Source organism: Rothia dentocariosa ATCC 17931, assembly GCF_000164695.2.
GTDB lineage: Bacteria > Actinomycetota > Actinomycetes > Actinomycetales > Micrococcaceae > Rothia > Rothia dentocariosa.
The window spans coordinates 144,149-168,672 of record NC_014643.1 but is presented as its reverse complement, the minus strand read 5'-3'; the positions used below and the strand labels follow the sequence as shown (position 1 = coordinate 168,672).

General features: G+C 57.2%; 21 protein-coding genes. 11 read left to right on the top strand and 10 right to left on the bottom strand.

Features of this window, described 5'->3' with window-relative positions:
* Positions 1-33: 33 nt before the first annotated feature.
* The 5 genes from HMPREF0733_RS00690 (at position 34) to dapC (ending at position 6,560) form a co-directional block, all read left to right on the top strand.
* The gene (locus HMPREF0733_RS00690; RefSeq protein WP_115333556.1) at positions 34-930 is read left to right on the top strand and encodes an NUDIX domain-containing protein; all 897 of its coding nucleotides are present in this window, start codon (positions 34-36) and stop codon (positions 928-930) included.
* Positions 931-1,136: 206 nt separating this feature from the next.
* Complete coding sequence (typA, locus tag HMPREF0733_RS00685) at positions 1,137-3,047, top strand: translational GTPase TypA (protein WP_013397491.1); 1,911 nt, start codon at positions 1,137-1,139, stop codon at positions 3,045-3,047.
* A gap of 134 nt (positions 3,048-3,181) precedes the next feature.
* The gene (locus tag HMPREF0733_RS00680) at positions 3,182-4,561 is read left to right on the top strand and encodes a PIG-L family deacetylase (protein ID WP_013397490.1); all 1,380 of its coding nucleotides are present in this window, start codon (positions 3,182-3,184) and stop codon (positions 4,559-4,561) included.
* 323 nt (positions 4,562-4,884) lie between these two features.
* Positions 4,885-5,205: a ferredoxin gene (fdxA, locus tag HMPREF0733_RS00675; protein ID WP_004005129.1), complete on the top strand. Its 321-nt coding sequence runs from the start codon at positions 4,885-4,887 to the stop codon at positions 5,203-5,205.
* Between the two features lie 176 nt (positions 5,206-5,381).
* Complete coding sequence (dapC, locus tag HMPREF0733_RS00670) at positions 5,382-6,560, top strand: succinyldiaminopimelate transaminase (RefSeq protein WP_013397488.1); 1,179 nt, start codon at positions 5,382-5,384, stop codon at positions 6,558-6,560.
* An 82-nt stretch (positions 6,561-6,642) separates the two neighbouring features.
* Here dapC and HMPREF0733_RS00665 read toward each other — a convergent pair whose 3' ends face one another.
* From HMPREF0733_RS00665 to dapD, 6 genes are all read right to left on the bottom strand, one after another.
* Positions 6,643-7,578: an amino acid ABC transporter permease gene (locus HMPREF0733_RS00665; RefSeq protein WP_013397487.1), complete on the bottom strand. Its 936-nt coding sequence runs from the start codon at positions 7,576-7,578 to the stop codon at positions 6,643-6,645.
* On the bottom strand, positions 7,575-8,258 hold the full coding sequence (locus HMPREF0733_RS00660; RefSeq protein ID WP_004005126.1) for an amino acid ABC transporter permease: 684 nt from the start codon (positions 8,256-8,258) through the stop codon (positions 7,575-7,577). Before HMPREF0733_RS00660 ends, HMPREF0733_RS00665 begins: the two co-directional genes overlap by 4 nt.
* Positions 8,259-8,278: 20 nt before the next feature.
* Positions 8,279-9,127 carry a glutamate ABC transporter substrate-binding protein gene (locus tag HMPREF0733_RS00655; protein ID WP_004005124.1) on the bottom strand — a complete coding sequence of 283 codons (849 nt, stop codon included), beginning with the start codon at positions 9,125-9,127 and terminating at the stop codon, positions 8,279-8,281.
* A 10-nt stretch (positions 9,128-9,137) separates the two neighbouring features.
* On the bottom strand, positions 9,138-9,899 hold the full coding sequence (locus tag HMPREF0733_RS00650) for an amino acid ABC transporter ATP-binding protein (protein ID WP_004005123.1): 762 nt from the start codon (positions 9,897-9,899) through the stop codon (positions 9,138-9,140).
* 348 nt (positions 9,900-10,247) lie between these two features.
* Entirely contained in the window at positions 10,248-11,261 is a 1,014-nt protein-coding gene (gene galE / locus HMPREF0733_RS00645; protein ID WP_037231082.1) for a UDP-glucose 4-epimerase GalE, read from the bottom strand.
* Between the two features lie 331 nt (positions 11,262-11,592).
* On the bottom strand, positions 11,593-12,567 hold the full coding sequence (gene dapD / locus HMPREF0733_RS00640) for a 2,3,4,5-tetrahydropyridine-2,6-dicarboxylate N-succinyltransferase (RefSeq protein ID WP_013397486.1): 975 nt from the start codon (positions 12,565-12,567) through the stop codon (positions 11,593-11,595).
* A gap of 107 nt (positions 12,568-12,674) precedes the next feature.
* On the opposite strand from dapD, the gene dapE reads away from it, so the two are divergent.
* From dapE to HMPREF0733_RS00615, 5 genes are all read left to right on the top strand, one after another.
* Positions 12,675-13,808, top strand: coding sequence for a succinyl-diaminopimelate desuccinylase (gene dapE / locus HMPREF0733_RS00635; protein WP_013397485.1), 1,134 nt, complete (start codon positions 12,675-12,677; stop codon positions 13,806-13,808).
* A 254-nt stretch (positions 13,809-14,062) separates the two neighbouring features.
* Complete coding sequence (locus HMPREF0733_RS00630) at positions 14,063-14,284, top strand: hypothetical protein (RefSeq protein WP_013397484.1); 222 nt, start codon at positions 14,063-14,065, stop codon at positions 14,282-14,284.
* Positions 14,281-15,783, top strand: coding sequence for a hypothetical protein (locus HMPREF0733_RS00625; RefSeq protein ID WP_013397483.1), 1,503 nt, complete (start codon positions 14,281-14,283; stop codon positions 15,781-15,783). Before HMPREF0733_RS00630 ends, HMPREF0733_RS00625 begins: the two co-directional genes overlap by 4 nt.
* Before the next feature lie 154 nt (positions 15,784-15,937).
* A complete protein-coding gene (locus tag HMPREF0733_RS00620; RefSeq protein ID WP_013397481.1) occupies positions 15,938-16,309 on the top strand; it encodes a twin-arginine translocase TatA/TatE family subunit in 372 nt (123 codons plus the stop codon).
* Between the two features lie 164 nt (positions 16,310-16,473).
* On the top strand, positions 16,474-17,952 hold the full coding sequence (locus HMPREF0733_RS00615; RefSeq protein WP_013397480.1) for a hypothetical protein: 1,479 nt from the start codon (positions 16,474-16,476) through the stop codon (positions 17,950-17,952).
* Positions 17,953-18,117: 165 nt separating this feature from the next.
* Here the strand turns inward: HMPREF0733_RS00615 and HMPREF0733_RS00610 are convergent, their stop codons facing one another.
* The 3 genes from HMPREF0733_RS00610 to HMPREF0733_RS00600 form a co-directional block, all read right to left on the bottom strand.
* The gene (locus HMPREF0733_RS00610) at positions 18,118-19,374 is read right to left on the bottom strand and encodes a P-loop NTPase (protein ID WP_013397479.1); all 1,257 of its coding nucleotides are present in this window, start codon (positions 19,372-19,374) and stop codon (positions 18,118-18,120) included.
* A 183-nt stretch (positions 19,375-19,557) separates the two neighbouring features.
* Positions 19,558-20,349, bottom strand: coding sequence for a DUF1003 domain-containing protein (locus HMPREF0733_RS00605; RefSeq protein ID WP_013397478.1), 792 nt, complete (start codon positions 20,347-20,349; stop codon positions 19,558-19,560).
* Entirely contained in the window at positions 20,342-21,670 is a 1,329-nt protein-coding gene (locus tag HMPREF0733_RS00600; RefSeq protein ID WP_004005110.1) for a magnesium transporter MgtE N-terminal domain-containing protein, read from the bottom strand. The genes HMPREF0733_RS00605 and HMPREF0733_RS00600 overlap by 8 nt, the downstream gene beginning before the upstream one ends.
* A 184-nt stretch (positions 21,671-21,854) precedes the next feature.
* On the opposite strand from HMPREF0733_RS00600, the gene HMPREF0733_RS00595 reads away from it, so the two are divergent.
* A complete protein-coding gene (locus HMPREF0733_RS00595; protein WP_013397477.1) occupies positions 21,855-22,862 on the top strand; it encodes a hypothetical protein in 1,008 nt (335 codons plus the stop codon).
* 93 nt (positions 22,863-22,955) lie between these two features.
* Here HMPREF0733_RS00595 and HMPREF0733_RS00590 read toward each other — a convergent pair whose 3' ends face one another.
* Positions 22,956-24,485 carry an aminopeptidase P family protein gene (locus tag HMPREF0733_RS00590; RefSeq protein WP_013397476.1) on the bottom strand — a complete coding sequence of 510 codons (1,530 nt, stop codon included), beginning with the start codon at positions 24,483-24,485 and terminating at the stop codon, positions 22,956-22,958.
* Positions 24,486-24,524: the final 39 nt, after the last annotated feature.

The following is a 24,524-nucleotide window of genomic DNA, read 5'->3' as shown; positions in this document are numbered from 1 at the left end:
GGAGCGAAGACCGCATGCGGTAGAGTGGAAACTATGAGCGTGCAGCAGAATCTTTACCTGGTTATTTCTCGACGTGGAGAAACCCTTATAAACCGTGACGGAACCGTTCATTACCTGCCCGAAGCGCCACAAAACACCATCATCGAAACCAGCCTGGAACCTAAATTTAGAAAGCCCTCCGACCGGGAAGGCACCGATTATTGTGCAGCCTACCTGGAGGATGAAGAACTGCTCGCGCTCGCAGAAGATCTCTCCCGCGCTAACGCGGATGCGCCCATCACCGCATCGCAGAACGGGTTCCGCTTCTACCCCGTGCACAAAGACTCCGCCGGGCGAGCCCGCTACGCCGCCGCCCTTGCCAAGCGCGACTACCTTCTTGAAATGGAGTATTCCGCGTATTCGGGAGATCCCGCCCTGATCGACAGGGAACGCCAGGTGCGGCGCACCGCATCCGGCGAGCTCGTATTCCCGCGCATCGAACCGGCGGTTATGGCGCTCGTCCTCAGCCGCGACGGCGAACGGGTACTCTTGGCGAATAATCGGCTCTGGCACGAAAACCGCTTCGCCCTCATCGCCGGGTTCGTGGACCCCGGCGAGAACCTCGAACAGGCAGTAGCCCGCGAAGTCTACGAAGAAACCGGGCTGCAGGCTCTCAACCTTGACTACCGCATGAGCGATGTATGGCCCTTCCCGCGCTCGCTCATGATCTGCTACCGGGTGACGGTCGATGACACCCAGCCCGTGGAACATCTAGACGGAGAAATCCGGGCCGCACGCTGGTTCACCGCGCCCGAGTTGGCGCAGGCTATCGCCGAATCTGAAGCTATACGCCAGAAACAGGGAGTGCCCAAACTGGAGCTGCCCGGCACGAATGCGGTTGCCCGCCGCATGCTGGATGACTGGCTGCACGAGAAAAATGCCGGGCGCTGAGTCGAAGCCGACTAAAACCTGCACTCAAGACAAACTAGGGCAAGTGGTACACTAGATAGGTAAGCCCGAGACAGAGGCGCGTTTTGGCGCGCCCGCATGAGAACGCTCGGGCATGCAGCACTGATATCCGCGTCGCGTATCTAAGCTCACGCACCTAACGCGGCGTGCCCCTAGTATTCCCTAGATTTAAGCGAGAAAAATTACGCATGTCTGAAAACACCGCTTCGCGCCCTGATTTGCGCAACGTGGCGATCGTGGCACACGTTGACCACGGCAAAACCACCATCGTGGATGCGATGCTCAAGCAGACCCACGCGTTCTCGGCGCACGCAGACGTCGAAGACCGCGTGATGGACTCCGGCGACCTTGAAAAGGAAAAAGGCATTACCATCCTCGCGAAGAACACCACCGTGTTCTACGATGGACCCTCCGCGAACGGTGAAACCATCACCATTAACGTGATTGATACCCCCGGACACGCCGACTTCGGCGGCGAAGTCGAACGCGGCTTGTCTATGGTCGATGGCGTGGTGCTGCTCGTGGACGCCTCCGAAGGTCCGCTGCCGCAGACCCGCTTCGTGCTGCGCAAGGCACTCGCCGCGAAGCTGCCCGTCATTTTGGTGGTGAACAAGGTGGACCGCTCGGATGCGCGCATCGACGAGGTCGTCAGCGAAACCATGGATTTGCTGCTCGGCTTGGCATCGGACCTGTCCGAGGAGGTGCCCGACCTTGACCTCGACAGCGTGCTCGATGTGCCGGTCGTCTATGCTTCCGGCAAAGCCGGTGCCGCATCGCTGAACCAACCCGCCGACGGCGCCCTGCCCGATAATGACGATTTGGAACCGCTGTTTAAGACCATTATCGAGCATGTGCCCGCCCCCACCTACAACCCTGATGAGGTGCTGCAGGCGCATGTGACCAACCTTGACTCTTCGCCGTTCCTGGGCCGTCTGGCGCTCGTGCGTATCTTCAACGGCACCCTCAAGAAAGGGCAGACCGTCGCTTGGGCACGTCAAGATGGCGATATTAAGAACGTGCGTATCTCCGAGCTGTTGGCAACCAAGGCGCTCGAACGTGTTCCCGCCGAAGAAGCAGGCCCCGGCGAAATCGTGGCGGTCGCCGGTATCGAAGACATTACCATTGGTGAAACCCTGACCGATGCCGAAAACCCCAAGCCTCTGCCGCTTATTAAGGTGGACGACCCGGCGATCTCCATGACCATCGGTATTAACACCTCTCCGATGGCGGGCCGGGTCAAGGGCGCGAAGGTGACCGCACGCCAGGTCAAGGACCGTCTTGACCGCGAGCTTATCGGTAACGTCTCCATCAAGGTTCTGCCCACCCAGCGCCCGGATGCTTGGGAAGTTCAGGGCCGCGGCGAACTCGCCCTCGCTATTTTGGTGGAGCAGATGCGCCGCGAGGGCTTCGAACTGACCGTGGGTAAACCGCAGGTAGTCACCAAAACCATCGACGGCAAACTGTACGAGCCGATGGAACACATGATTATTGATGTGCCCGAAGAGCACCTGGGTGCCGTAACCCAGCTGATGGCGGCACGTAAGGGGCGCATGGAGAACATGTCGAACCATGGCACCGGCTGGGTGCGCATGGAATTCGCGGTACCCGCGCGCGGCCTGATCGGCTTCCGCACTCAGTTCCTCACCGAAACCCGCGGCGCCGGTATCTCGTCGTCGTACTCGATAGACCCCGAACCCTGGGCTGGCGATATTGAGTACCGCACCAACGGTTCGATGATCGCCGACCGTGCCGGTGTGGTTACCCCTTACGCCATGATTAACCTGCAGGAACGCGGCACCTTCTTCGTGGAACCGACCTCCGAAGTATACGAGGGTATGGTCGTGGGCATGAACTCCCGTGCGGACGATATGGAAGTGAATATCACCAAGGAAAAGAAGCTGACCAATATGCGTTCCTCCACCGCAGACAGCTTCGAAAACCTGACCCCGCCCAAGAAACTCACGCTGGAAGAATGCCTCGAATTCGCCCGCGAAGACGAATGCGTGGAGGTCACCCCCGAAGCTATTCGCATCCGCAAGGTTATTCTGGATGCGAACGAGCGCGTGCGTGAATTCCGCCGCCGTGCCCGCGCCAACTAGGGCACACAAGCATAGCTAACCGCCGGGAGCAGTACGGGCGTTTGTCGTCATGACAAGCCACGATAACCGTACCGCTCCCGGTTGTGGTTTAAGATATAGAAGAACTGTTCTTTGACAGAAGGTCACCTGACACTATGCCTGAAACTTCCGCGCCGCAGTACCCCGCCCAGGGGGAACACCTGATGAAAAACGCGAAACGCGACCTACTGCCGAGCGGCTACACGCCCTCCGAGGCAGTGATGTTGTTCGTACACGCGCATCCAGACGACGAGACCACGGCAACAGGCGCAACGATGGCGTACTACGCCAAGAAGGGTGCCAAGGTGCATTTGCTGACCCTCACCCGAGGCGAAATGGGAGAAGTCATTCCGCCGAAGCTGCAGCATCTTGAAGTGGGCAAACCCGGCAACAGCGACAACGGCGAGGCACTGGGGGAGTACCGAACCGTTGAGCTCAACAACGCGACGGCAAAGCTGGGTGTGCGCAAGCGTTTCTTCCTGGGAGAGGAACCCGCCACGGCGCCGGGCGCGCTCAACATCTACCGTGATTCCGGCATGGCGTGGGGCAAAGACGGTAAACCGGTGGCGAACCCGAAGGCGAGTGAAGATTCCTTGACCGCCCAGCCGATCGCCCCGCAGGCCGAGGCTATTGCTAATGCCATTCGCGATATTAAGCCCGATGTTCTGATCACCTATGACCTCGACGGTGGCTACGGGCACCCCGACCATGTGCGCACTCACCAGGCTGTGCTTGAAGCACTCAAAATCTTGGGCGATAGTAACGACCGCCCCATACTGACCTGGGGCATTGAAGGAGAATTCTCAGAGCAGGATGCGCGCCAACAATGCGCTATCACCGGCTCAGTCGAGGCCAAACGTGAAGCGATGAAAGCCCACGGAACGCAGATCGTGGTAACCGGGGACACCACCTTTGAATTCTCAAACAAGGTAGAGCAGAAAATTTCGGCGGTTGAAACCTACCGCCTGCTCGACGGTAACGCACAGCGCAAAATTCCCGAAACCCCCACGCAGGCAGGCATCGTATCGCTTCTGATAACGTGCATTCTTCTGGGAACCCTCGCAGGTATTGCGGGCTCAATCTACCACGCCTGGGTCATGTATACGGGCGAAACTCCGCTTCCTGTCGGGCTCGTGTTCGGCTTCGCCACCGTATTTTTTGCATCGCTGTGGGCTTCCCTCGCGCTATGTCGCGGCGGGGCAACGGTTATCACCGGTGCCTTCGCATTCCTGGTGATATATGCGCTTGCCTTTATGCGCCCGGATTCGCCCTTCGTACTGGTAAACCCGGACTACCCGCCGATTGGTTTATACGGCACACTATGGCTTTTGGGTACGCCCGTTATCTCTCTGCTTGCCTTTTTCGTCTTTACCCGTACCAAAGAAGGAAACGCCTTCTATAACACCCCGCGGCAGGTCCATTTGCGCCATCGCAGGGCCGAAGAGAAAGCGCGCCGAGCTCAAACGCTTAATAATTCTTCGCGCACTGCACCATAAGCTGTGATGAAGCTAAAGAATGACATAGAGGCGTCACGAAAAATGTTGTGATGAATATAACTTTCAAGAGTATTTATTTTAATTTCTTGGCTTTGACTAGGGTAAATAATATTTGCTCGCAGGAAAGCCTAGCCTAAAAAATACCGGCTAAGGGTCGTATTATGGCTGTCTGCTACGACACGAAAATCTGCTTAAATGCCCTGTGCAAGCTAGACTTATACACAGACTTCCACGAGGTCATAACCCTCGTGATAACGTGCGCCGGACGACGACCCTGCAGGATTACAGGGCAGGCACACGCTGCTAGGTTTAGAAAGGCACCCATGACTTACGTAATTGCACTGCCCTGCGTAGACGTGAAAGATCGCGCCTGCGTTGAGGAATGCCCCGTTGACTGCATCTACGAGGGTGACCGCACACTGTATATCCACCCCGATGAATGCGTGGACTGCGGAGCCTGCGAACCCGTTTGCCCCGTCGAGGCTATCTACTATGAAGATGACGTACCCGAAGAATGGTCCGAATACATTACCGCCAACGCCGAATTCTTCGACGACCTCGGCTCACCCGGCGGCGCCGCAAAGATGGGACCAACCGGTAAAGACGTCCCCTTCATCGCCGCCCTTCCGCCGCAGGGGGAGTAGCTGGCGCATTCGGCGCACCCTTACGTTGAAAACTTAAGACAGGCTAAAGCCCCCGAATCTCGCACGCTGGGAACGGGGGCTTTGCCGTACCCTCAGCACTCAAACGCGCGATACAATGACTACGCACGAAAGAACAGCCGGTATCTGCCGGTTTACAACGCCGCACAAGGAGAACCATGCGTGCCTACGGTCTAGATCTACCCGAATACCCCTGGGAAACCCTTATTCCCTACCGCAAACTTGCTGCCGAACATCCGGGTGGGACTATAGACCTCTCCATCGGCACCCCGGTCGATGACACCCCGCAGCTGATTCAGGATGCGCTCACCGCCGCATCCGACGCCCCCGGATACCCGACCACGCACGGAACTGTTGAACTGCGCCAAGCGATCGTGGACTGGTTTGCACGCTGCCGCGGGGTCACCGGGCTAAGCACCGACCAGGTGATGCCTACGGTTGGTTCCAAAGAACTTGTGGCGTGGCTTCCGTTTCTACTGGGACTAGGAACTGACCCCGGCACTCAAGAGCGCGATGTGGTGGTTTACCCACGCGTGGCGTACCCAACCTACGATATAGGGGCGCGCTTCGCTGGCGCGCAGTCCGTGCCCGCAGATTCGCTTGATGAGCTGCCCGAAGATGTGCGCAGGCGTGTGCGGTTGGTGTGGGTGAACTCGCCCGCCAACCCGAACGGCGTGGTGCGTGATGTTGCTGAGCTTCGCGAGATTGTGCGGCAGGCACGCGATATCGGTGCCGTGGTAGCCAGCGACGAATGCTATGCGGAACTCGGCTGGGGCGCGTGGGATGAAGCTCGCGGCGGTCAGCGGGTGCCCTCTATTCTTGATCCCCGCGTATGCGACGGCGACTTTACCGGGCTTTTCGCCGCATATTCGCTCTCAAAACAGTCGAACCTGGCGGGGTACCGTGCCGCGTTTATTGCGGGTGATGCGCAGCTTATGCCTAACCTTATCAACTCCCGCAAGCACGCCGGGATGATTGTTCCCGCACCCGTGCAGCGTGCGCTGATTGCTGCCTTGGGAGATGAAGCCCATGTGGCGGCGCAGAAAAATAAGTACCGCGCGCGCCGGGAAGAGCTTCTCGCAGCTATTACCGCCGCAGGCGGGCGCGTCGAAAACTCTGAGGCTGGGCTGTACCTGTGGACCACTTTCGGTGAGGATACGTGGGCATCTATCGAACGTTTGGCCAAGCTGGGAATCGTTGCGGGACCGGGGGTCTTCTACGGTGAAGACGGCGCCGGGTATGTGCGTATCGCGCTGACCGCATCCGATGAGGATATTGCGAAGGCATCCGAGCGTCTTACGGCGAGCGCTGGGATAGGAAATGCCGTAAGAGAATAAATACCGCCTGAGAAACAAAGATACCCGGAACCCCCAGTGCAGGAAGTTCCGGGCATCTTTTATACCGGATGCGCGCCTCCGATTATTTGCGTTTGCCGGGGAGCAAGAACATCTGGAGGGTGGGCGGATTCGGGTTATCGACCTCGCCGGGAACCAGATCCACCTTGCGAACCTTCGAGGAAGTACGTGAGGCGAGGAACGAGGACAGCCAGGTTGCCAGCGCCGTGAGCGCGAAGTTCACGATGACGAAGAGCGCCGCCGCCAACAGAAGGGTCTGCAGCACGTTGCCGTCACCCGAGCCGATGCGTCGTGCGGATGCCAGCAGCTCGGGGTAGGAAATAATGTACCCGAGCGCGGTGTCCTTGAGAATCACCACGAACTGGCTGAGCATCGAAGGCATCATGGCGTTGAAAGCCTGCGGCATAAGAATCGTGCGGAGGGTCTGACCGGGGGTCAGGCCGATTGCTAGACCCGCCTCACCCTGACCGCGCGGCAGCTGTTTGACACCCGAACGCAGCAGCTCTGCAATCACGGATCCGTTATAGAAGGTCAAACCGATCACGACCGCAAGGAACGGCAGCTGTGAGGGGTTAATCCAGCTGAACCGGCTGAGGAACAGCCAGAAGAAAATCATCATCATCAGCACCGGAACGGCACGGAAGAACTCAACCACAATGGTGCCGAACCAACGAAGCACGCGGTTCTGCGCCAGGCGTGCCATGCCGAAGATAACACCGAAAGCGATAGAGGTAATTACCGAAATACCCGCCGCCTGCAGGGTTGAAACCAGACCGGGCAGGTAGTAGGAACCCCAAGCTTTTGCGGTGAAGAGATCGGTCCATTTTTCTGCCTCAAGCTGGCCCTTAGCGCCCATCACGCTCAGCACATAGACAGCGAACGCGATAAAAACCAGAATCGCCGCGATATTGAAGACACGGGTGCGAGCCTTCGCACGGGGGCCGGGAGCATCGAAGAGGACAGTGGTGCTTGTGGTTACATCAGAATTAAAGAATTTCATCGCTTCACCGCCAATTTACGTGAGGACCAGGTGGTCAAGATACCTAGAGGCACCACAATCGCCACGAATCCCAGCGCGAAGATCAGGAAGATCGCCAGCACCATGTTCGCATCGAACTCAATCATGGACTTCATCATGCCTGAGGCTTCGGCAACGGATGCTACCGATGCGACCGTCGTGTTCTTCGCCAATGCAATGAGCGTATTGCCCAGCGGAGTGATGGAGCCGCGCAACGCCTGCGGAAAAATAATCATGCGCGCAGTATCCATAAAGCCGAGGCCGATGGCACGAGCCGCCTCCGCCTGACCGGTGGGAACCGTGTTCACACCCGAACGGATTGCCTCACACACAAAAGATGCGTGATAGATCGACAGCACGATCACGGCGTACACGAAGAAGTTTGTCTCAAAATCGGTCGAGAACGACAGCTGAAACTGTGTCCACACGCCCAGCAACGCTAGAGTCATCAGAATCGTCAGCGGGGTATTGCGGAATAAGTGCACATAGATCGTACCCGCCCAGCGCAGCGAGGGGACCGGGCTGATACGCATCAGCGCTAGGATCGCACCGAGTACGAAAGACCCGATCGCGGCCCAGAACGTTAGCTGAATATTCACCCAGAACGCGCCCAACACATCGTATTTGGCGAAGAGAGCGCCGAGTTGGTCAAAGAATGACATCGTTTTCCTCTCTTCCGTGCCTAAGCGCAGGACGCCGAAGGCTTTGGCGGATTCTTTTCGGTGTTGTAGCTGTAGCCGGTGCCGTCCGTGTGCTTCTTCACCAGGTTCTCCCAGGTGCCGTCTTCTACCATCTCGTTAATAGCCTTATTGATGGCTTCACACTTATCGGTACCCTTAGGCAGACCAACACCGTACTTCTCAGTGGTGAATGTTTTGCCAACCAGCTTGAGTTTGCCCTTATTCGCCTTGGTCGCGGCAAGACCCGCAAGAATAATATCGTCGGTCGTAACCGCATCTACCACGCCGCCGTTAAGTGCGACCACGCAGTCCGAGTAGCTATTCTGCTTCACCAGGTTCACGTTTTTGGCGTAGGTATCCTGAATCTTTTTGGCGCTGGTCGAACCGGTCACCGAGCATAGGTTCTTTCCGTTCAGGCTATCGGGCCCGGTAATGCTCGTTTCATCGGCGCGCACGAGCAAATCCTGCCCGGCAACGTAGTACGGACCAGCAAAATCAACACTCTTCTTACGGCTGTCGCTAATGGAATAGGTCGCCAGAATCATATCGACCTGACCGTTGGAAAGCATATTCTCACGGTTAGCACTGGGGGACTCTACGAACTCGATCTGGTCCTCCGAATAGCCGAGCTTACCAGCAATGTAGCGTGCCACATCTACGTCAAAACCGGTGTAATCCTGCCCGTCCTGGTAGCCCAAGCCAGGCTGATCGTACTTAATGCCGATGCGAATCTTAGGTTTAGAGTCCGAGGCGCTGGAGCACCCGGTCAACGTGAAACCGAGGGCAAGCGCAGCTGCTGTACTCGCGGCGAAAAACTTGGTGGCGGCGCGGTTAAAGAATGATTTTTTCATGGCACACCCCCTAGTGGTCGATGATCTTGGAGAGGAAGTCGCGGGCGCGCTCGCTCTTGGGTTTGGTGAAGAATTCATCCGGAGTGGCTTCTTCAACAATCTCGCCGTCCGCCAAGAAGACGATGCGGTCGGCGGCCTTACGGGCGAATCCCATCTCGTGGGTTACGACGATCATGGTCATGCCGTCGCGGGCGAGGGAGACCATGGTATCGAGCACTTCGTTCACCATCTCGGGGTCAAGTGCACTGGTGGGCTCGTCAAAAAGCATGACCTTGGGTTTCATCGCGAGGGCGCGGGCGATGGCGACGCGCTGCTGCTGACCGCCGGAAAGCTGGGCAGGCATTTTTTCTGCCTGGGAATCTACCCCGACCTTGGCGAGAAGTTCCATAGCTTCGGCTTCGGCCTGCTCTTTGGAGAGTTTGCGGATGCGGCGTGGGCCTAGCGTCACGTTATCAAGGATGGTTTTGTGCGCAAAGAGGTTGAAGGACTGGAATACCATACCTACTTCTGCGCGCAGCTTGGCGAGCTCGCGACCTTCTTTGGGCAGTTCTTTTCCATCGATATGTATAGAGCCTGAGGAAGTAGTTTCGAGGCGGTTGATGGTTCGGCAGAGGGTTGATTTGCCGGAACCGGAAGGGCCGAGAAGGATAATAACTTCGCCTTTATTGACCGCTAAATTGATGTTCTTGAGCACGTGGTTGGTGCCGTAATATTTATTGACCTCGTTGAGCTCTACGAGTGGTTTTTCTGCGGGTGCAGATGCCTGTGTCACGGTGATAACCCTTTCATGTGAGATGCATCTATGACGTGGGTTTCATAAAACGAATGAGATTCTAGCTTACGTCAGGTTTGTAACGGGTATGTAACAGCTGCCGGGTTTTCTGTAAAAATTATTGAAAAATTTATCTTCTGTGCATAGTTATAGTTTTGGTGACTCGAAATAGAAGCCATATAAAAGCAATAAATACCATGTAAATATATGAAACTCACGCAATACCGTATGTTGTTTTTATTGTACTTCAGGTGTACTTACGTAGAGTTAAAAATATAAAAGCCGGGTGCCTTATGCAAACTTATGCATAAGGCACCCGGCTTAGGAACCTCTCAGTGAGGCAGTTGGCTAGGCGTCGTACCCATTCGGGTTATTTTTCTGCCAGTTCCAGTGATCGCGCACCATAGTGTCAATATCTCGGGATGCGCTCCACCCCAGATCAGCAAGCGCCGAGGAAGGATCGGCATAGGAAACGGCAACATCGCCGGGGCGGCGTGCCACGATCTTATAGGGCAACTCTTTACCGCAGGCTTTCTCGAAGGCATGCAGCACCTCAAGCACCGAGTAGCCGTTCCCGGTACCCAGGTTCCAGGTGTGCAGACCACCGTGCTCGCTAATGTAATCCAGCGCCTTAAGGTGACCATCGGCAAGATCGACGACGTGAATGTAATCGCGCACACCGGTGCCATCGACGGTGGGGTAGTCGTTGCCGAACACGTTCAGATGCTCGCGGCGGCCGACTGCAACCTGAGCGATAAATGGCACCAAGTTGTTGGGAATACCCGAGGGATCCTCACCGATACGCCCGGATTCATGCGCACCCACGGGGTTGAAGTAGCGCAGCAGAGCGATATTCCAACGGTCATCGGAAGCTGCCAAGTCTACGAGCATGTCTTCAATATGCTCCTTGGTGCGGCCGTAGCATGACTGTGCATCCATATTCAGCTTCTCAATGAGCGGCATGGATTCGGGCTCGCCGTACACGGTTGCGGACGATGAGAACACGATAGAACGGCAGTCTGCGGCATCCATGGCGTAGAGCAAGTTCAGGGTACCGGCGACATTTGTCTGGTAGTACCATAGCGGCTTCTCGGCGGATTCACCCACGGCCTTCAATCCTGCGAAGTGGATAACTGCATCCGGGCGGATCTCGAGGAAGAGTTTCTTCATGCCCTCAAAATCCAGCAGATCAACCTTATGGAACTCGGGTGCGCGACCGGCGAGCTCGGCAACACGCTGTAGCGAAGTTTCAGAAGAATTCGACAGGTTATCCATGACGACAACCTCGTGTCCGGCATTGAGGAGTTCAAGAACGGTGTGAGAACCAATGTAACCGGCGCCACCGGTGACGAGAACCTTCATCATTGTCCTTTCGCGGAAGGCGCGAGGCTTTGCCCGTGCTTCCTCATGGTGTGTGGGTGAGTGTTCACCCCGTGATAACGTCGCTTAATATAGTAGCCCGCCCACGATGCGCGTGCCGGATTTTCCGTGGCCTGTGAGGCTGTGTTGTGTATGTCTTAACGGTATGCTGACCTGGAGGTTCTTCGCGTATTTCACGTTTGAAAACCATCTGTACCACTTAGCCCTGATCCGCGTGACTTTTGGAATACTTTTTATGCCGAAAAGCCGCCCACCGGTTGAACATGTGAGACCAATAGGCGACTTTTCGTGTGAAAAATTTAGGGGAGCGGCATTAGTTCAGGTGCAGCGCATCGTTGAGTTCCACGGTGTTCTTGGCACGCGGCAGAACCTCGATTGCACCCGAGACCGAATTGCGGCGGAACAGTAGGTTTGAGACCCCAGAAAGCTCGGCGGCTTTGACCACGCGCGGTTCCTCGCCCGGAATGAGCACGCTCACGCGCGACCCGGCGGTCACGTACAGACCGGCTTCCACCACACAGTCGTCGCCGAGCGCGATGCCGATCCCCGACTCCGCACCCAGCAGGGAACGTTCACCAATCGAGACGCGCTGCGTGCCGCCGCCGGAGAGCGTGCCCATCGTAGAAGCACCGCCGCCCACATCGGAACCGTCGCCCACCACAACGCCTTGGGAAATGCGACCCTCAACCATCGACGTACCCAAGGTGCCCGCATTGAAATTCACGAAGCCCTCGTGCATGACTGTGGTGCCGGGGCTCAGATGCGCACCCAGACGCAGGCGGTCGCCGTCGCCCACACGCACCCCGGCGGGAACCACATAATCCACTAGGCGCGGGAACTTATCGATATGGCTCACGCTCAGGTGCCCGAGCTTACGAAGCCCCAGCGCAAGTTTCTGAAACTCGCTGGCGAGTACCGGCCCGTGATTCGTCCACGCCACGTTTGCCAGCTTGCCGAACAGTCCGTCCAGATTGATGCTGTTCGGGCGTACCAGCGTATGCGAAAGTAAGTGCAGGCGCAGGTAGGCATCGACCGCATCCTCGGGGGCCTCATCCAGGTTGATGGAGGCAGTGCGCACCTCAGTACGGGCGTTACGTTCGGGGTGGTCGGCGACGAGCGCATCCAGCTCATCGGCGAGAGAAAGGTCGGGGGTCTGGGTTAGCGCGGGAGCGGGGAACCAGGCATCGAGTACGGTCCCAGCCTCATTCCCGGCGGCCACGACATTCACCAGCGCGACACCGGAAGCATAACGTGATTCGGAAGATAGGTTTTCAGACATGCCCACCATTATAGATGTGCTATCGGGCGCCGTATAGGGAAAACGCACGGCCTCCCACGGGTTGAAATGCTAGGGTTGAACACGAAGACTGTTGCGCAACTACGGAAGACCCCTTGATGACCATTTCGCTTGATCTGAACGTTTCGATGCCCGAACTCACCCGCACGCTCCTTGATATTTATTCGGTCTCCGGGGAAGAAAAAACTATTGCAGACGCCGTTTATGAATCCCTCAGTGCATATCCGCATCTGCATCTCACCCGTGATGGTGACGCTATGATAGCCCGTACCGAATTTGGCCCCCGCAACGGTGAGGAACGCACGCGCATTTTGCTGGCTGGTCACCTGGATACCGTACCTCTGCCCAAGGTTGCGGGATCGCTCGGAACCGTACCCGCAAGCATTGTTGAAGATAACGGGGACTGGATTCTCTACGGGCGCGGTGCCACCGATATGAAGGGCGGCGTTGCGGTGCAGCTCAAATTGGCGGCAGAACTGGGCGAGCACGATACCGACTACAACCTCACCTACGTGTTCTACGATCATGAGGAAGTCGCCAGCGAACTTTCCGGCATGGCGCGGCTCATTCGCAACCACGGTGAACTTCTGACTGACGCTGATTTTGGTGTGCTCTTGGAACCCACCGACGGCACTATTGAGGGCGGATGCAATGGTACGATGCGTTTCTACCTGCGCACCGCCGGGCTCGCGGCGCACTCCGGGCGTGCCTGGAAGGGTGAAAACGCGATCCACAAACTTGCTGGGGCGCTGCGTGTTCTGGAGGAATACGAGCCGCAAACTTACAAGGTTGAGGGGCTAGCGTACCGTGAAGGGCTCAACGCCGTTCAGGTTTCCGGGGGAGTCGCCGGGAACGTTATTCCCGATGCTGCCGCCCTGCACATTAACTACAGGTTTGCCCCGAATAAGACCCTGGATGAGGCAAAAGCGCACGTTACTGAAATTTTCGACGGCTATGAGCTCGACTTCGTAGACCTTTCTCCGGCGGCGCGGCCCGGATTAGATACCCCGCTGGCGGCATCACTTATCGCGGCTGTCGGGCAGGAACCCAAACCCAAATACGGGTGGACAGACGTGGCACGGCTCAGCGAGATCGGTATTCCTGCGGTGAATTTTGGTCCCGGCGATGCGCTCCTTGCTCACACCGACAACGAGCACGTGAGCTTCAGCGCGCTTACCCGCTGCTATACCGATCTGCTTTTTTGGCTGCATACCGAAGTCGACGAAGACTAGCCGATAAACCCCGCACCGATGCAAATACGCGCTTTAATATCTGTGCCAGCCGGGCAGGTAGGCTAGACTGAACAGATAGAGTAAATCTATGAGCCGCGATGCGCCGCCCACCCGCTGGATGCGTTATTGTATGCAGGCAACGGCGATCAGCAGCTACTTTGGGAACGCCTTAAGAAACGTACGTGTTTCCTAGGGCAGGCGTATCTGAGGGCTCATAGGATCCGTGAACCGAACCTGAACTGAAAAGGTATCCCATGAACATCCTGATCACGCTTCTGGCGGTGGTGGTTCTGATCCTCACCCTGCTGGGAACTTTTGGTCTCACCAGCCAGCGACTATACCCCGGCAAGAAGTTAGCGGCCTATATCGCTCGGGATGGACTAGACGTGTTCGCGGATAAAACAGCACCTCGGGAGTCCGTAAGCGACGAAAGTACCTTGACCTCATCACCGGTTCTACCCCAACATTCCCGATGAACAATCCCTCTGATAAAACTCCCCAGCAGCACACCACCGTGCCCTCTATTCCCTGGAGCTCAGCGAACAAACCGGTGTCACAGACTAAGCCTGCCAGCACATCCAGCCGAGATGAGGATAAAAACCCCTCAAAAACTTCTACCCTCAATGCCGATATCACATGGTTGTATATAGCATCGGGGGAGCGTTTGCGCCGTATGGGCGATGCCTTTCTAAGACTTCCCGCTTGGCTGCAAGTCATGCTCGTTTACGCTTTCAGCCGCGTCTGGGGATTCATTATTTTTTCTGTGGTTGGCAACCAACAGCTGCTCGGTCCCTGGGGTCAGCATCTGGGGTACCTTCCCTTCATTAGCACCTGGGATTCCAGCTGGTATGGGCAGATTGCGCAATCCGGGTACCCGAGTAAGCTGCCCTATGATTCCACCGGAGCGGTGGCGCAAAATCCCTGGGCATTTTACCCGCTATTCCCCCTGATCGCTGGCGGTATTAACCGGATCACAGGGATCGGTTACTATCCAGTAGCGGCTACAGTGGCGCTCTTGGCTGGGTTCGCTGCCGCATGGGTTATCTACCTGCTCTTCACCACGAGCCTGAATATTGTGGGTTACCGAGACCAATCGCATGGCGAAAAGGTATCTGAGGCAGCGTCGAGCACCGAAGACTCGAAGGATGTAAAAACTTCACGGCACAATCTGGCGCTCTGGGCGGTTGCGGCGGTAGCGTTTCTGCCGGTTGCCCCGGTGCTGCAAGTGCCCTATGCCGAATCCTTAAACCTCGTATTCCTCGTTTGGGTTCTACTGCTGATGATGCGCAAGCAGTATCTGCTCATGATGCCCGTCGCGCTCCTGGCATGCTTGTCTCGCCCGGTTGGGGTGCCCTTGGGTGCCACCGCCGGGCTATGGTGGTTCGCCTGCCTGATTACAGAGGCTAAGGCACAGCAGCAACGCCGTCAGCGCGGCGAAGACCAAGAAAGGTTCGAGAGCGTTTTCTTACGCAGCCTGCCGCAGCTTGGCAGTGCCCTTTTCATCTGCTTCTGCGCGCTCATTTGGCCAATCTATGCCTGGCAAATAACCGGTCGTATTGACGCCTACACCGCCACCGAAACCGCCTGGCGCCAGGGCGATCTTGCACCCGTGGCACCCTGGATTTCTCAGGGTATAGCATACTTCGGGTACTTCACGATCCTCCTTTTCCCGCTCCTGATTGTGGGGTATGCAGCCTTTCTGGCAAGCCCGCTCGTGAAACGGGTTCTCGCAAGTCCCATCATCCTCTGGTGCGCATGTTATGGCGCCTATCTACTGATTTTCCTCAACCCACAGTCTTCAACTTTCCGGCTGCTTCTGCCCCTCTTTCCACTCATGCTTCCCATCGTGGCGATATCCTCTTCGCGCGCCTACCGGTGGCTGCTGATTGGGTCCGGGGCTCTTCTGCAGCTTGTCTGGGTGGGCTGGCTGTGGCATTGGAAGCAACTACCGGGCGGCGGGGACTACCCGCCCTAAACCGAACGGTATACCCAGGCGCATCCCGGCGGGAGATTACGGCGGGATGCGCATCACATATAGACGATAAAACCGTGCGGCTCAGTGCGAAACACCTCATAAAAGCCCTCGTGGCAATTCCCGTCGCACTCAAGATGCTGGTACTCTATATCTTGTGTTTGGTATTAGTGGCACTGAGTTCGTCGTCTTAGCCGTTCTCACGTTCTTCGTGATCGGCCCCGAACGCATGCCCGAATACGTGCGCCAAATCAAGGAACTCATCAAAACAGTTCGTCGAATGGCCTTCGAAGCCCGAGACGAGTTTAAAGATACGCTGGGGGATGCAACACTCAACGAAATCAACTGGCGTCAGTATGATCCCCGTCAGTATGACCCCCGCGTTATTGTGCGCGAAGCCTTCGCGGAAGACGATGCAGAACGGGCACGTGAAGCTAAAGAACGCTCCGAAGCGAACAAGCCCGCCGCATCAAATCTAAACCGGCTGCCGCGCGGTGCCTATGCTCCCTACGATACGGAAGCGACCTAAACAAGGCTTAGATTCTATGGAAGATCCCCTAGCCCTACGGCAGGGGATTTACTATGTGCGAAGCTCTAGCGACAGTCACATAGATAAAGCCTTGAGAAACATAAAACTTCAGTAAAAACATCACCTAACTTCCGAGACACCGCACCGCCCAGGAGAATACGCCGATGAGCGAAAGCCTTGATAGCCCCACGTATGGTGAGGCGGAAAAACCACGGGGCCCCATTTCACCGCTAAACCCGCGCAGGGCAGAACGTTTTAATCCCACTCGTTTTACCTTACATACCGGCGGCTTCTTCTTTTTCGACTCCCTCGGTACTTCCGCGACTGCTGCTCTGCACCGGGTGGCGCATCGTTTTGCTGCGTTACCGGCCTGGGCTCAGGTGCTTAGTATTTGGGCACCCAGCCGCCTATGGGGGTTTATCGTTTTCTGGGTTGTCGGTATGCAGCAGGTTGCCGGTCAGCAGAAAATGGGCGACGGCCATGTGCCCACCCTTCTTGAATATTTGGGGTGGTGGGACGCCGAATGGTACGAACGGATTTACAAGAACGGATACCCCGTCCAACTACCCGTATACGATAACGGAGTTGTTGGGCATAATACGTGGGCTTTCCTTCCTGCCCAACCTACTATTGCGGGGTTCATAGCCGATACCACGGGTATTCCTTTTGCCCTCAGCACCGTGATGCTCAGCGTAGTAGTGAGCTTTGCCCTCGCGTGGGTCATCTATCTGCTCTTCGTGGGATGCCTCAACTGGCGTGAGCACGGAGTATTCGAGATTCGTGCGAGCCAGGAATCACCGCATCGTTCCCTGGCACTATGGTCGGTTGCTGCCTATGGTTTTTGCGGACCAGCGGTTATTTTTGGAACCGGGTATGCGGAGTCTCTGACCATTTTCGCGATTGCCCTGTTTATCCTACTTTTGGCATATGACCGGTACCTTTGGGCTATACCGGTGGCGTTTCTCGCCACACAGTCCCGACCCGTCGGCGTTCCCCTCGGCGCGCTCGCTGGTATATGGTGGCTGTATTGTGTGGCCTCTGAATACCATGTTCGCCGCGCGGCTGATGGACCTTCGGCCCTCAGCACTGGGCAAGCTCTGATGGGCGCATTTGCGGCACGATCCTTGCACCTTATCAGCGCCTTGATCGTGTGTTTCTTCGCGCTGGGGCATGCGCTTCACGCAGCGATTGCGACGGGGCGGATAGACGCTTATCTTGCCACTGAAATAGGCTGGAGCGGGCGTACTGTCGATGACGGGCAGCACTATGTGGTGCAGTGGGTTACTAACCTGAATATCTACCTGCCGCAGTGGAACATGTGGGCTGTTGCCCTGCTGGTTGCCGTAGGCTTCTTCGCCTATTTCTGCTGGATTTTTTCACGTAGCACCCGCTCTCTGCTGCATCCCGTCATGCTGATCTGGTGTGCTGCCTATATGGTTTATCTGGGGGTCTTCTGGCTTCCGCAGACCTCAACATTCCGTATTCTGTTGCCTCTTTTCCCACTTGCACTCGTGCTCATAAACTATGGAAAAGACTCAAGGGCGTATCGCTGGCTTTTGGTGTTCTTCGGGCTTGTTTTACAGCTGATATGGGTAGGTTGGCTGTGGCATAGTCACGGTCCGGGGGACTTGAATATACCCTAATACTTTTACCCTCTGAGCGTTCGGGTGGGTGGTCCCCGGGATGCTCTTGTCCTAAACCCTGAGGCGTTCGGCTGCGCATAAGTATGCTGGGCATCGAGAATACGAATCTCGATACCCAGCATACTTATATTCTTGTGAGCTCTTCTGCGAGCTATCCGGAAAACTCTACACGATTAGCGACAGCGGCTTGCCCGCCAGAGAATCCTTGCGGCGCAAGAGCTGCGCAGCAATATTCCTAATTTCTACAGAAGTTGCGGACTCCGGGTGGCCCCACACCACGGGCATACCCTCATCACCGCCGGTACGCAGGGCAACATCAAGCGGAACCGAACCGAGCAGCGGCACCGAATAGTCCAGCGCCTCGGTCAGACGTTTCGCCAGATGCTCGCCGCCGCCTGAACCGAACATCTCTAACACAGTACCGTCGGGTAGAGTCATCGCCGCCATATTCTCGATCACGCCCACCACCTTTTGCTGTGTCTGCAGGCTGAGGGTACCGGCACGTTCGGCGACATCCACCGCCGCATGCTGCGGGGTGGAGACCAGAATCAACTCGGCGTTGGGAAGCAACTGCGCCATTGAGATCGCAATATCGCCGGTACCCGGGGGAAGATCAAGCAGCAGAACATCGAGCGCGCCAAAGTGAACGTCAAGAATGAACTGTTCAAGCGCCCGGTGCAGCATCGGTCCGCGCCAGGCGACGGGCTGATTATCCTTGAGAAACATGCCAATTGAAATAACTTTCACAAAACCGCCGGATGCGCCAGTCGCCGACTCTTGCCCGCCCGTATCGTCTTTACCTCGTACCGAGGCAGGAACGTCTACGGTCGGGGGAATAATGAGGTCATCCAGTCGGGTGGGGGCTTCCGTAATGCCCATGAGTCCCGGGATCGAGAAGCCGTGCACATCCGCGTCGATAATGCCGACGGCAAGACCTCGCGAGGCAAATGCCGCCGCGAGATTTGCGGTCATGGAGGATTTTCCTACACCTCCCTTACCGGAAACCACCCCGAAGATGCGGGTGAGCGAACCGGGTGCGGTAAAGGGATTGGTACGTTCGGGCTTGAGCCGGGATTTGAGGGCGCCGCGCTGTTCGGAGTTCATGGCACCAAGCTCAAGCTGCACGCGATCGATGCCGGTGACGGCGGCAGCCGCCTCGCGCACTTGGGTGTCGATTGTGTTTTTGAGCGGGCATCCCTCAATGGTCAGCAGAACTTTCACCTGGGCATAACGCCGCTGCGGGTCGTCTTCTTCGGCGAGAACCCGGGCATATTCCACCATGCCAAGTTCGGTGATAGGACGGCGCAGCTCGGGGTCTTCCACGCGCGCGAGCGCCGCCCAGAGCGCATCCTCCAGGGGATTATCGGGCGCCGGTTCGTTTTCGCGGGAACGATCGTGCGGTGTGGCGTTTGGGCTACTCATGGTATCTCCTCAGCGCGTTCATAAGAGGGTATGTATCGTCGCGGTGACGATGCCGCACCGGGCGATAAAAACACTGCCGCGTAGATGGTTGGCTGCGGTGCTACTATCATGCGCGTTTGCGCATTATTTGTCTAGGCTGGTGTTCTGCGAGCTTAAGAGCTTAACCGGGTTACAGAACACGCTTTAGGATGTGGGTCGTTCGCCTTTATGCGCCGTTGGTGCCTTGGCGTCAGGAGAATTTTCGGTATTAGCAGTGTGACTCTCAGCCTCGGTGTTTTCTTCCCCGTCCGCATCTTCAAGTTCTTCGATATCGTCGCCAATATCCTGCAGCTGTTCGGCTTGGCGTTCCTGCTCTTCTTGAATAGATTTCAGCTCTTCCAAAATATCCCGAAGCTCGCTGCGCACGAAGTCGCGGGTGGCAACCTCGCGCAGGGCGATGCGCAGCGAAGCGATCTCGCGCGTCAAATACTGTGTCTCCTCAAGGTTTTGCTGATCGCGTTTGCGGTCCTCGGAGGCAACCACGCGGTCGCGGTCATCCTGCCGGTTCTGCGCCAACAGCAGCAGGGGAGCGGCGTAGGATGCCTGCAATGAGAGCATCAGAGTGAGCAAGGTGAAGTTGAGGCTTCGCGGGTCGAACTGCAGCTCTTCGGGGGCGAGCGTATTCCAGCCCAGCCACACTCCACAGAAGACGGTCATCCACAGCAAAAATTGAGGCGTACCCATGTACCGGGCGAACGCCTCAGTCATACGTCCGAAAGCGTCCGGGTTCGGGTTGTACGCAAAAAGCTTGTTCTTGCGCTCTGCCGGGGTGCTCAGTTGAGACTCAGCGCGGTTCCCGCTCCTGCTGGTTTCCCGGGTGTCGCGGCTGCGTTCGGCGTATTTCTTTTCGAGACGGTCTTTGAGGATGCGCGCTTTATCGATCCTCGGATTTTCCTCGTGCTTCAGGTTTTCGTTGCGGCGGTTCTGATCAGACAAAGCGTCGCCCTACCTTTCGTACGGGGGTTCCGTCGTCGAATGTGCGCCAGTCTTCGGGCAGGAGCGCATCGAGTACGTCGTCAATCGTGACCGCACCGACCAGGCGGTGAGATTCGTTCACGATGGGGATAATGGTCAAGTCGTAGGCGGCGAGTACGCGCGCTAATTCCGCAAGACTTGCCTGGTCAGAGACCGGTTCGGTGTCTGTGTCTAGAATGTGGCCAATCGATTCGCTCGGCGGCACCCGCAAAAGCTGCTGCATATGCACCAGCCCCAAATATTTGCCAGTCGGCGTTTCGAGGGGCGGTCGGGCCACCAAAACTGCGGCAGCCATCGCGGGCGAGATTTCTTCAGCGCGAATATGCGCCAGCGCCTCGGCAACTGTGGCTTCGGGGGAGAGGATAATCGGTACCGGGTTCATGAGCGAACCGGCGGTGCCCTCGTCATATTCGAGCAGGCGGCGCACATCGTCTGCCTCATCCGGTTCCATGAGTTCCAGCAGCTTTTCACGCTGCACGTCGTCGAGCTCAATCAGCAGGTCGGCGGCGTCATCCGGTTCCATCTCTTCAAGAACCTGCGCGGCACGTTCGTCCGCTAAGTAGGAAAGAATTTGTACCTGGTCCTCTTCGGGCAGCTCTTGAAGCACGTCCGCCAGGCGCTCATCCTGCAGCTCCGCCGCGATTTCGACCATGCGTTTATCGTTCATCTCATGGATCGCATCGGCAAGGTCGGCAGGTTTAGAATTTTCGTGGTTCGCCACGAAAGCGGTCGCGGCCTGCGGCTCCAACTCGGTGGAGAGCATCGCCTGATCCCAGTCCACCACCAGGGTTTCTTTGGAGCGACGGCGCCACCCGCTGGAACTACTCACACGGGATACGAAAAGTTCGGTCACACCCCAATCGCCGTTGCGGCGCTGTTCAATGGCGACGTCTTCGATCACGGCATCCCCGCTGCCGTCGAGCAGGCGTACACGGCGGTCGAAAAGTTCGCCCACCACCAGAGTCTCGGAGTTGCGCTGTTCAAAGCGGCGCAGATTCACGAGCCCGGTTGAAATAATCTGGGAGGCGTCGATGCTGCGCACACGAGTCATTGGCATGAAGACACGCTTTTTGCCGAGCACCTCAATAATGATGCCCACGACCACGGGCTCGCTGCCTTTGCGCAGGTGAGCACCAGCCGCCAGCGCCGCGCCAAAACCGCGCTTGAGTACGACCACATCACGCAGGCGACCGAGGCGATCACCGAAGGGGTCGAAGACATCAAGACCGAGCAGGCGGGCGATATAAATTTTGCTGGGGGCGCTGAATTTAGTATTGCTCACTCTATCTAGGGTACGCTGTGAACCCCGAATACGCACTTCACCAGTGCTTTAGGCAAGCTACGAGTCATGACCGGTGTGGGGCTGCAGGCCCTAACCGATGCGCAAAATTTTTCTATGCGTGGGGAACTAAGCCCATCGCAAATATCCCGCCGTCTACAGGCCCTCTCCCGGTAAAATATAGGGCATGACTCAGATGCCTCCCAATATGCCCCCGTCTTCTTATTTAGCGTCTCGCCTGGCGCAGGCTAACGGGCAGCTTATGCCGCAGGGCGAACCCGTGGCAGCCTTTAGCCGCCGTGAAGAAGCCTTCGCTGCTTTTGATGTGCTTGCCGCCGCAAACTACCCTATCACTGCGCTTTACCTTGTGAACGAAGGACTTAAACAGGTCGAATACCCCACCCAGCAGGGGTACGGCCGTCCGCTTCTGGTTGCTCTTATTCAGGGTATTCTTGCGGGTCTATTCTATTCGGCGCTGGTTTCTACCGCGGGCACAAACTTCTTATCCGCCGCCTCATCCGCCGTGCCGATCGCCGTTGCGGTCTTCGTGGTCTGGAAAATTTTTGAGCTTCGCCGTGGCGGTTCCGGTCGCTACCCGATGCGCGGTGAGGCAGTCCCGGAACGTACCATAGTCTACGCCCTGAGTGATTATTCTTCGGAGGCGCGGCGCATCCTCTCGGCAAACCCGCTGTTCCAGAAGGCGGTAGCTGCGGTATCCTCGGGAACACCGAGTGCAGGTACCGGGTTGCCCCATGCCGCCAGCCCCTATGTCTCTTATACACCAACGCCTGCCGGTGAATCTTCGCAGACCCCGAGCACCCCGTCGACTGTGACGGACCAGCAGGGCGGCTACCCCGAAAACCACGAAAGTGCCGCTAAGAACCCGAATCCCGAGCAAGCGGATGCGGACGGACAACAGAGCAGTGCGGCACAAGAGATTCCGTGGCAAAGCCCAGCCGGTGGGGATTCCCAAGCGCCACAAACCGCTGCATCACAGACTGCCATGCAGCAAACCCAGCCCGACGACTCTTCTGAGCAGTCTTCGCCCGCCGCCGACGCCCGCGAACGCAAGCCCCAGGCACCAGCAGCGCAGCGGTTCGGTCTGCGCATTGACGATCCGGAAGAATATGCCAAAACCATCCGGCAGGCTCCAACTCGCGAGACCCCCAAACCTAAAGGCGTCAAGGAAGACTAGCTTCCAACGCCACAGAGGCATCTGATACAACGAAAAGTCCCCGCAACCAGGACATTACTGGCTGCGGGGACTTTCGTCTGCGAAACTAAGAGACTACTGGGCGAGCTTCGCCATCCACTCCTCAATCTCTTCAACCGTGCGGGGCAGTGCCGCCGAGAGGTTCACATTGCCGTCCTCGGTGCACAGCACGTCATCCTCCAAGCGAATACCGATACCGCGGTACTCCTCAGGAACAGACAAATCCTCATCCTTGAAATATAGTGCGGGCTCAATCGTGAAGACCATGCCCGGCTCCAAAGTTGCGCCGGTGTACAGCTCCGCCTTCGCCTGCGCGCAGTCGTGCACATCCAAACCCAAATGGTGGCTGGTGCCGTGCGGCATCCACCGGCGATGCTGACCACCCTCAACCGTCAAAGAAACCTCAGCCGAAACGGGCAGCAGCCCCCACTCCTCCAGACGATGCGCCAGCACCTCCATCGCGGCATCGTGAATCTCATGGAACTTACGACCCGGTACAGCGACCTTGAACGCCGCATCCGCAGCATCCAGCACCGCGTTATAGACCTTCGCCTGAACCTCGGTGAACTTACCGTTCACCGGGAACGTGCGGGTTACATCGGCGGTGTACAGGGTATCGTCCTCAACACCGGCATCCAGCAGCAGCAGCTTGCCCTCATCCACGGTACCGTTATTGCGAATCCAGTGCAGAATCGTCGCGTTATTCCCGCACGCCGCAATCGTGTCATAACCCAGGTCGTTGCCGTCGGTACGTGCCACCGAGAAAAACGCTGTCTCCACCACGCGCTCACCACGATGATGCGCCACCGCCTTCGGAAGCTCACGCACGACCTCCTCGAAGCCCTTCACCGTCATATCGACCGAACGCTGCAGGTTCTCAACCTCGATTTCATCCTTAATCAGGCGGGCCTCAGAGAGCGCCACCGTCAGCTCAGAATCGAGCTTATCGGATTCCTCCAGCGCAACGCCCGTGTTGTACCGGGAGGTATCAACCAGCGCATCAATGGAAGGATCAACCTCACGCACCAGTCGGATGCGCACCCCGCCCAACGCCTGAGCACCGGCGTTCTTCGTAATCGCAACTTCAAGCTCCGAAAGGTCCTTCGTCCGCACACCGTAACGCTCCGAAAACTCCTTGAGCGTGGGGCGCGGACCAACCCAGAACTCGCCGTAACGCGCATCCGCATAAAACTGCGTGGTGTCACGGCCAGCTAACGGGCGGAAATACAGGGTAACCTCATGGTTCGAGCCGTTATCGCCGGTACCTTCATCTACAGGCTCAAAGACCAGCACGGCGTCAGCCTCATGATCAACACCCAACCCGGTCTGGTGTGCAAACGCCGAATGCGGGCGGAAACGGTAATCGCAATCGTTCGAGCGAACCTTCAGCGGCCCCGCGGGTAGAACCAGACGCTCACCTGGGAACTTTTGGGAAATCTTCTTACGACGTTGCGCCGCAAAATCGGCGACGCGTTCACGGGTATAGCCATCATCAGCAGCGGGCTCCCAGTTAGATGCGATGAACTCCTGAAAAGCTGACGCTTTGGGGGTATCGCGGTGATCTGTTGTTGGAGCTCCGGTGCTCTTCTTCGTATTTTCAGTCATAGTTGTATTCTATCCCACGCGCCGCGAGAAATCGCCGGT

Bases quoted from the DNA above. Each gene is read 5' to 3' on its own strand.
- HMPREF0733_RS00690 (WP_115333556.1), top strand. From the start codon at position 34: ATGAGCGTGCAGCAGAATCTTTACCTGGTTATTTCTCGACGTGGAGAA.
- typA (WP_013397491.1), top strand. From the start codon at position 1,137: ATGTCTGAAAACACCGCTTCGCGCCCTGATTTGCGCAACGTGGCGATC.
- HMPREF0733_RS00680 (WP_013397490.1), top strand. From the start codon at position 3,182: ATGCCTGAAACTTCCGCGCCGCAGTACCCCGCCCAGGGGGAACACCTG.
- fdxA (WP_004005129.1), top strand. From the start codon at position 4,885: ATGACTTACGTAATTGCACTGCCCTGCGTAGACGTGAAAGATCGCGCC.
- dapC (WP_013397488.1), top strand. From the start codon at position 5,382: ATGCGTGCCTACGGTCTAGATCTACCCGAATACCCCTGGGAAACCCTT.
- HMPREF0733_RS00665 (WP_013397487.1), bottom strand. From the start codon at position 7,578: ATGAAATTCTTTAATTCTGATGTAACCACAAGCACCACTGTCCTCTTC.
- HMPREF0733_RS00660 (WP_004005126.1), bottom strand. From the start codon at position 8,258: ATGTCATTCTTTGACCAACTCGGCGCTCTCTTCGCCAAATACGATGTG.
- HMPREF0733_RS00655 (WP_004005124.1), bottom strand. From the start codon at position 9,127: ATGAAAAAATCATTCTTTAACCGCGCCGCCACCAAGTTTTTCGCCGCG.
- galE (WP_037231082.1), bottom strand. From the start codon at position 11,261: ATGAAGGTTCTCGTCACCGGTGGCGCCGGTTACATTGGTTCTCACACC.
- dapD (WP_013397486.1), bottom strand. From the start codon at position 12,567: ATGGTGGGCATGTCTGAAAACCTATCTTCCGAATCACGTTATGCTTCC.
- dapE (WP_013397485.1), top strand. From the start codon at position 12,675: ATGACCATTTCGCTTGATCTGAACGTTTCGATGCCCGAACTCACCCGC.
- HMPREF0733_RS00630 (WP_013397484.1), top strand. From the start codon at position 14,063: ATGAACATCCTGATCACGCTTCTGGCGGTGGTGGTTCTGATCCTCACC.
- HMPREF0733_RS00625 (WP_013397483.1), top strand. From the start codon at position 14,281: ATGAACAATCCCTCTGATAAAACTCCCCAGCAGCACACCACCGTGCCC.
- HMPREF0733_RS00615 (WP_013397480.1), top strand. From the start codon at position 16,474: ATGAGCGAAAGCCTTGATAGCCCCACGTATGGTGAGGCGGAAAAACCA.
- HMPREF0733_RS00610 (WP_013397479.1), bottom strand. From the start codon at position 19,374: ATGAGTAGCCCAAACGCCACACCGCACGATCGTTCCCGCGAAAACGAA.
- HMPREF0733_RS00595 (WP_013397477.1), top strand. From the start codon at position 21,855: ATGACTCAGATGCCTCCCAATATGCCCCCGTCTTCTTATTTAGCGTCT.
- HMPREF0733_RS00590 (WP_013397476.1), bottom strand. From the start codon at position 24,485: ATGACTGAAAATACGAAGAAGAGCACCGGAGCTCCAACAACAGATCAC.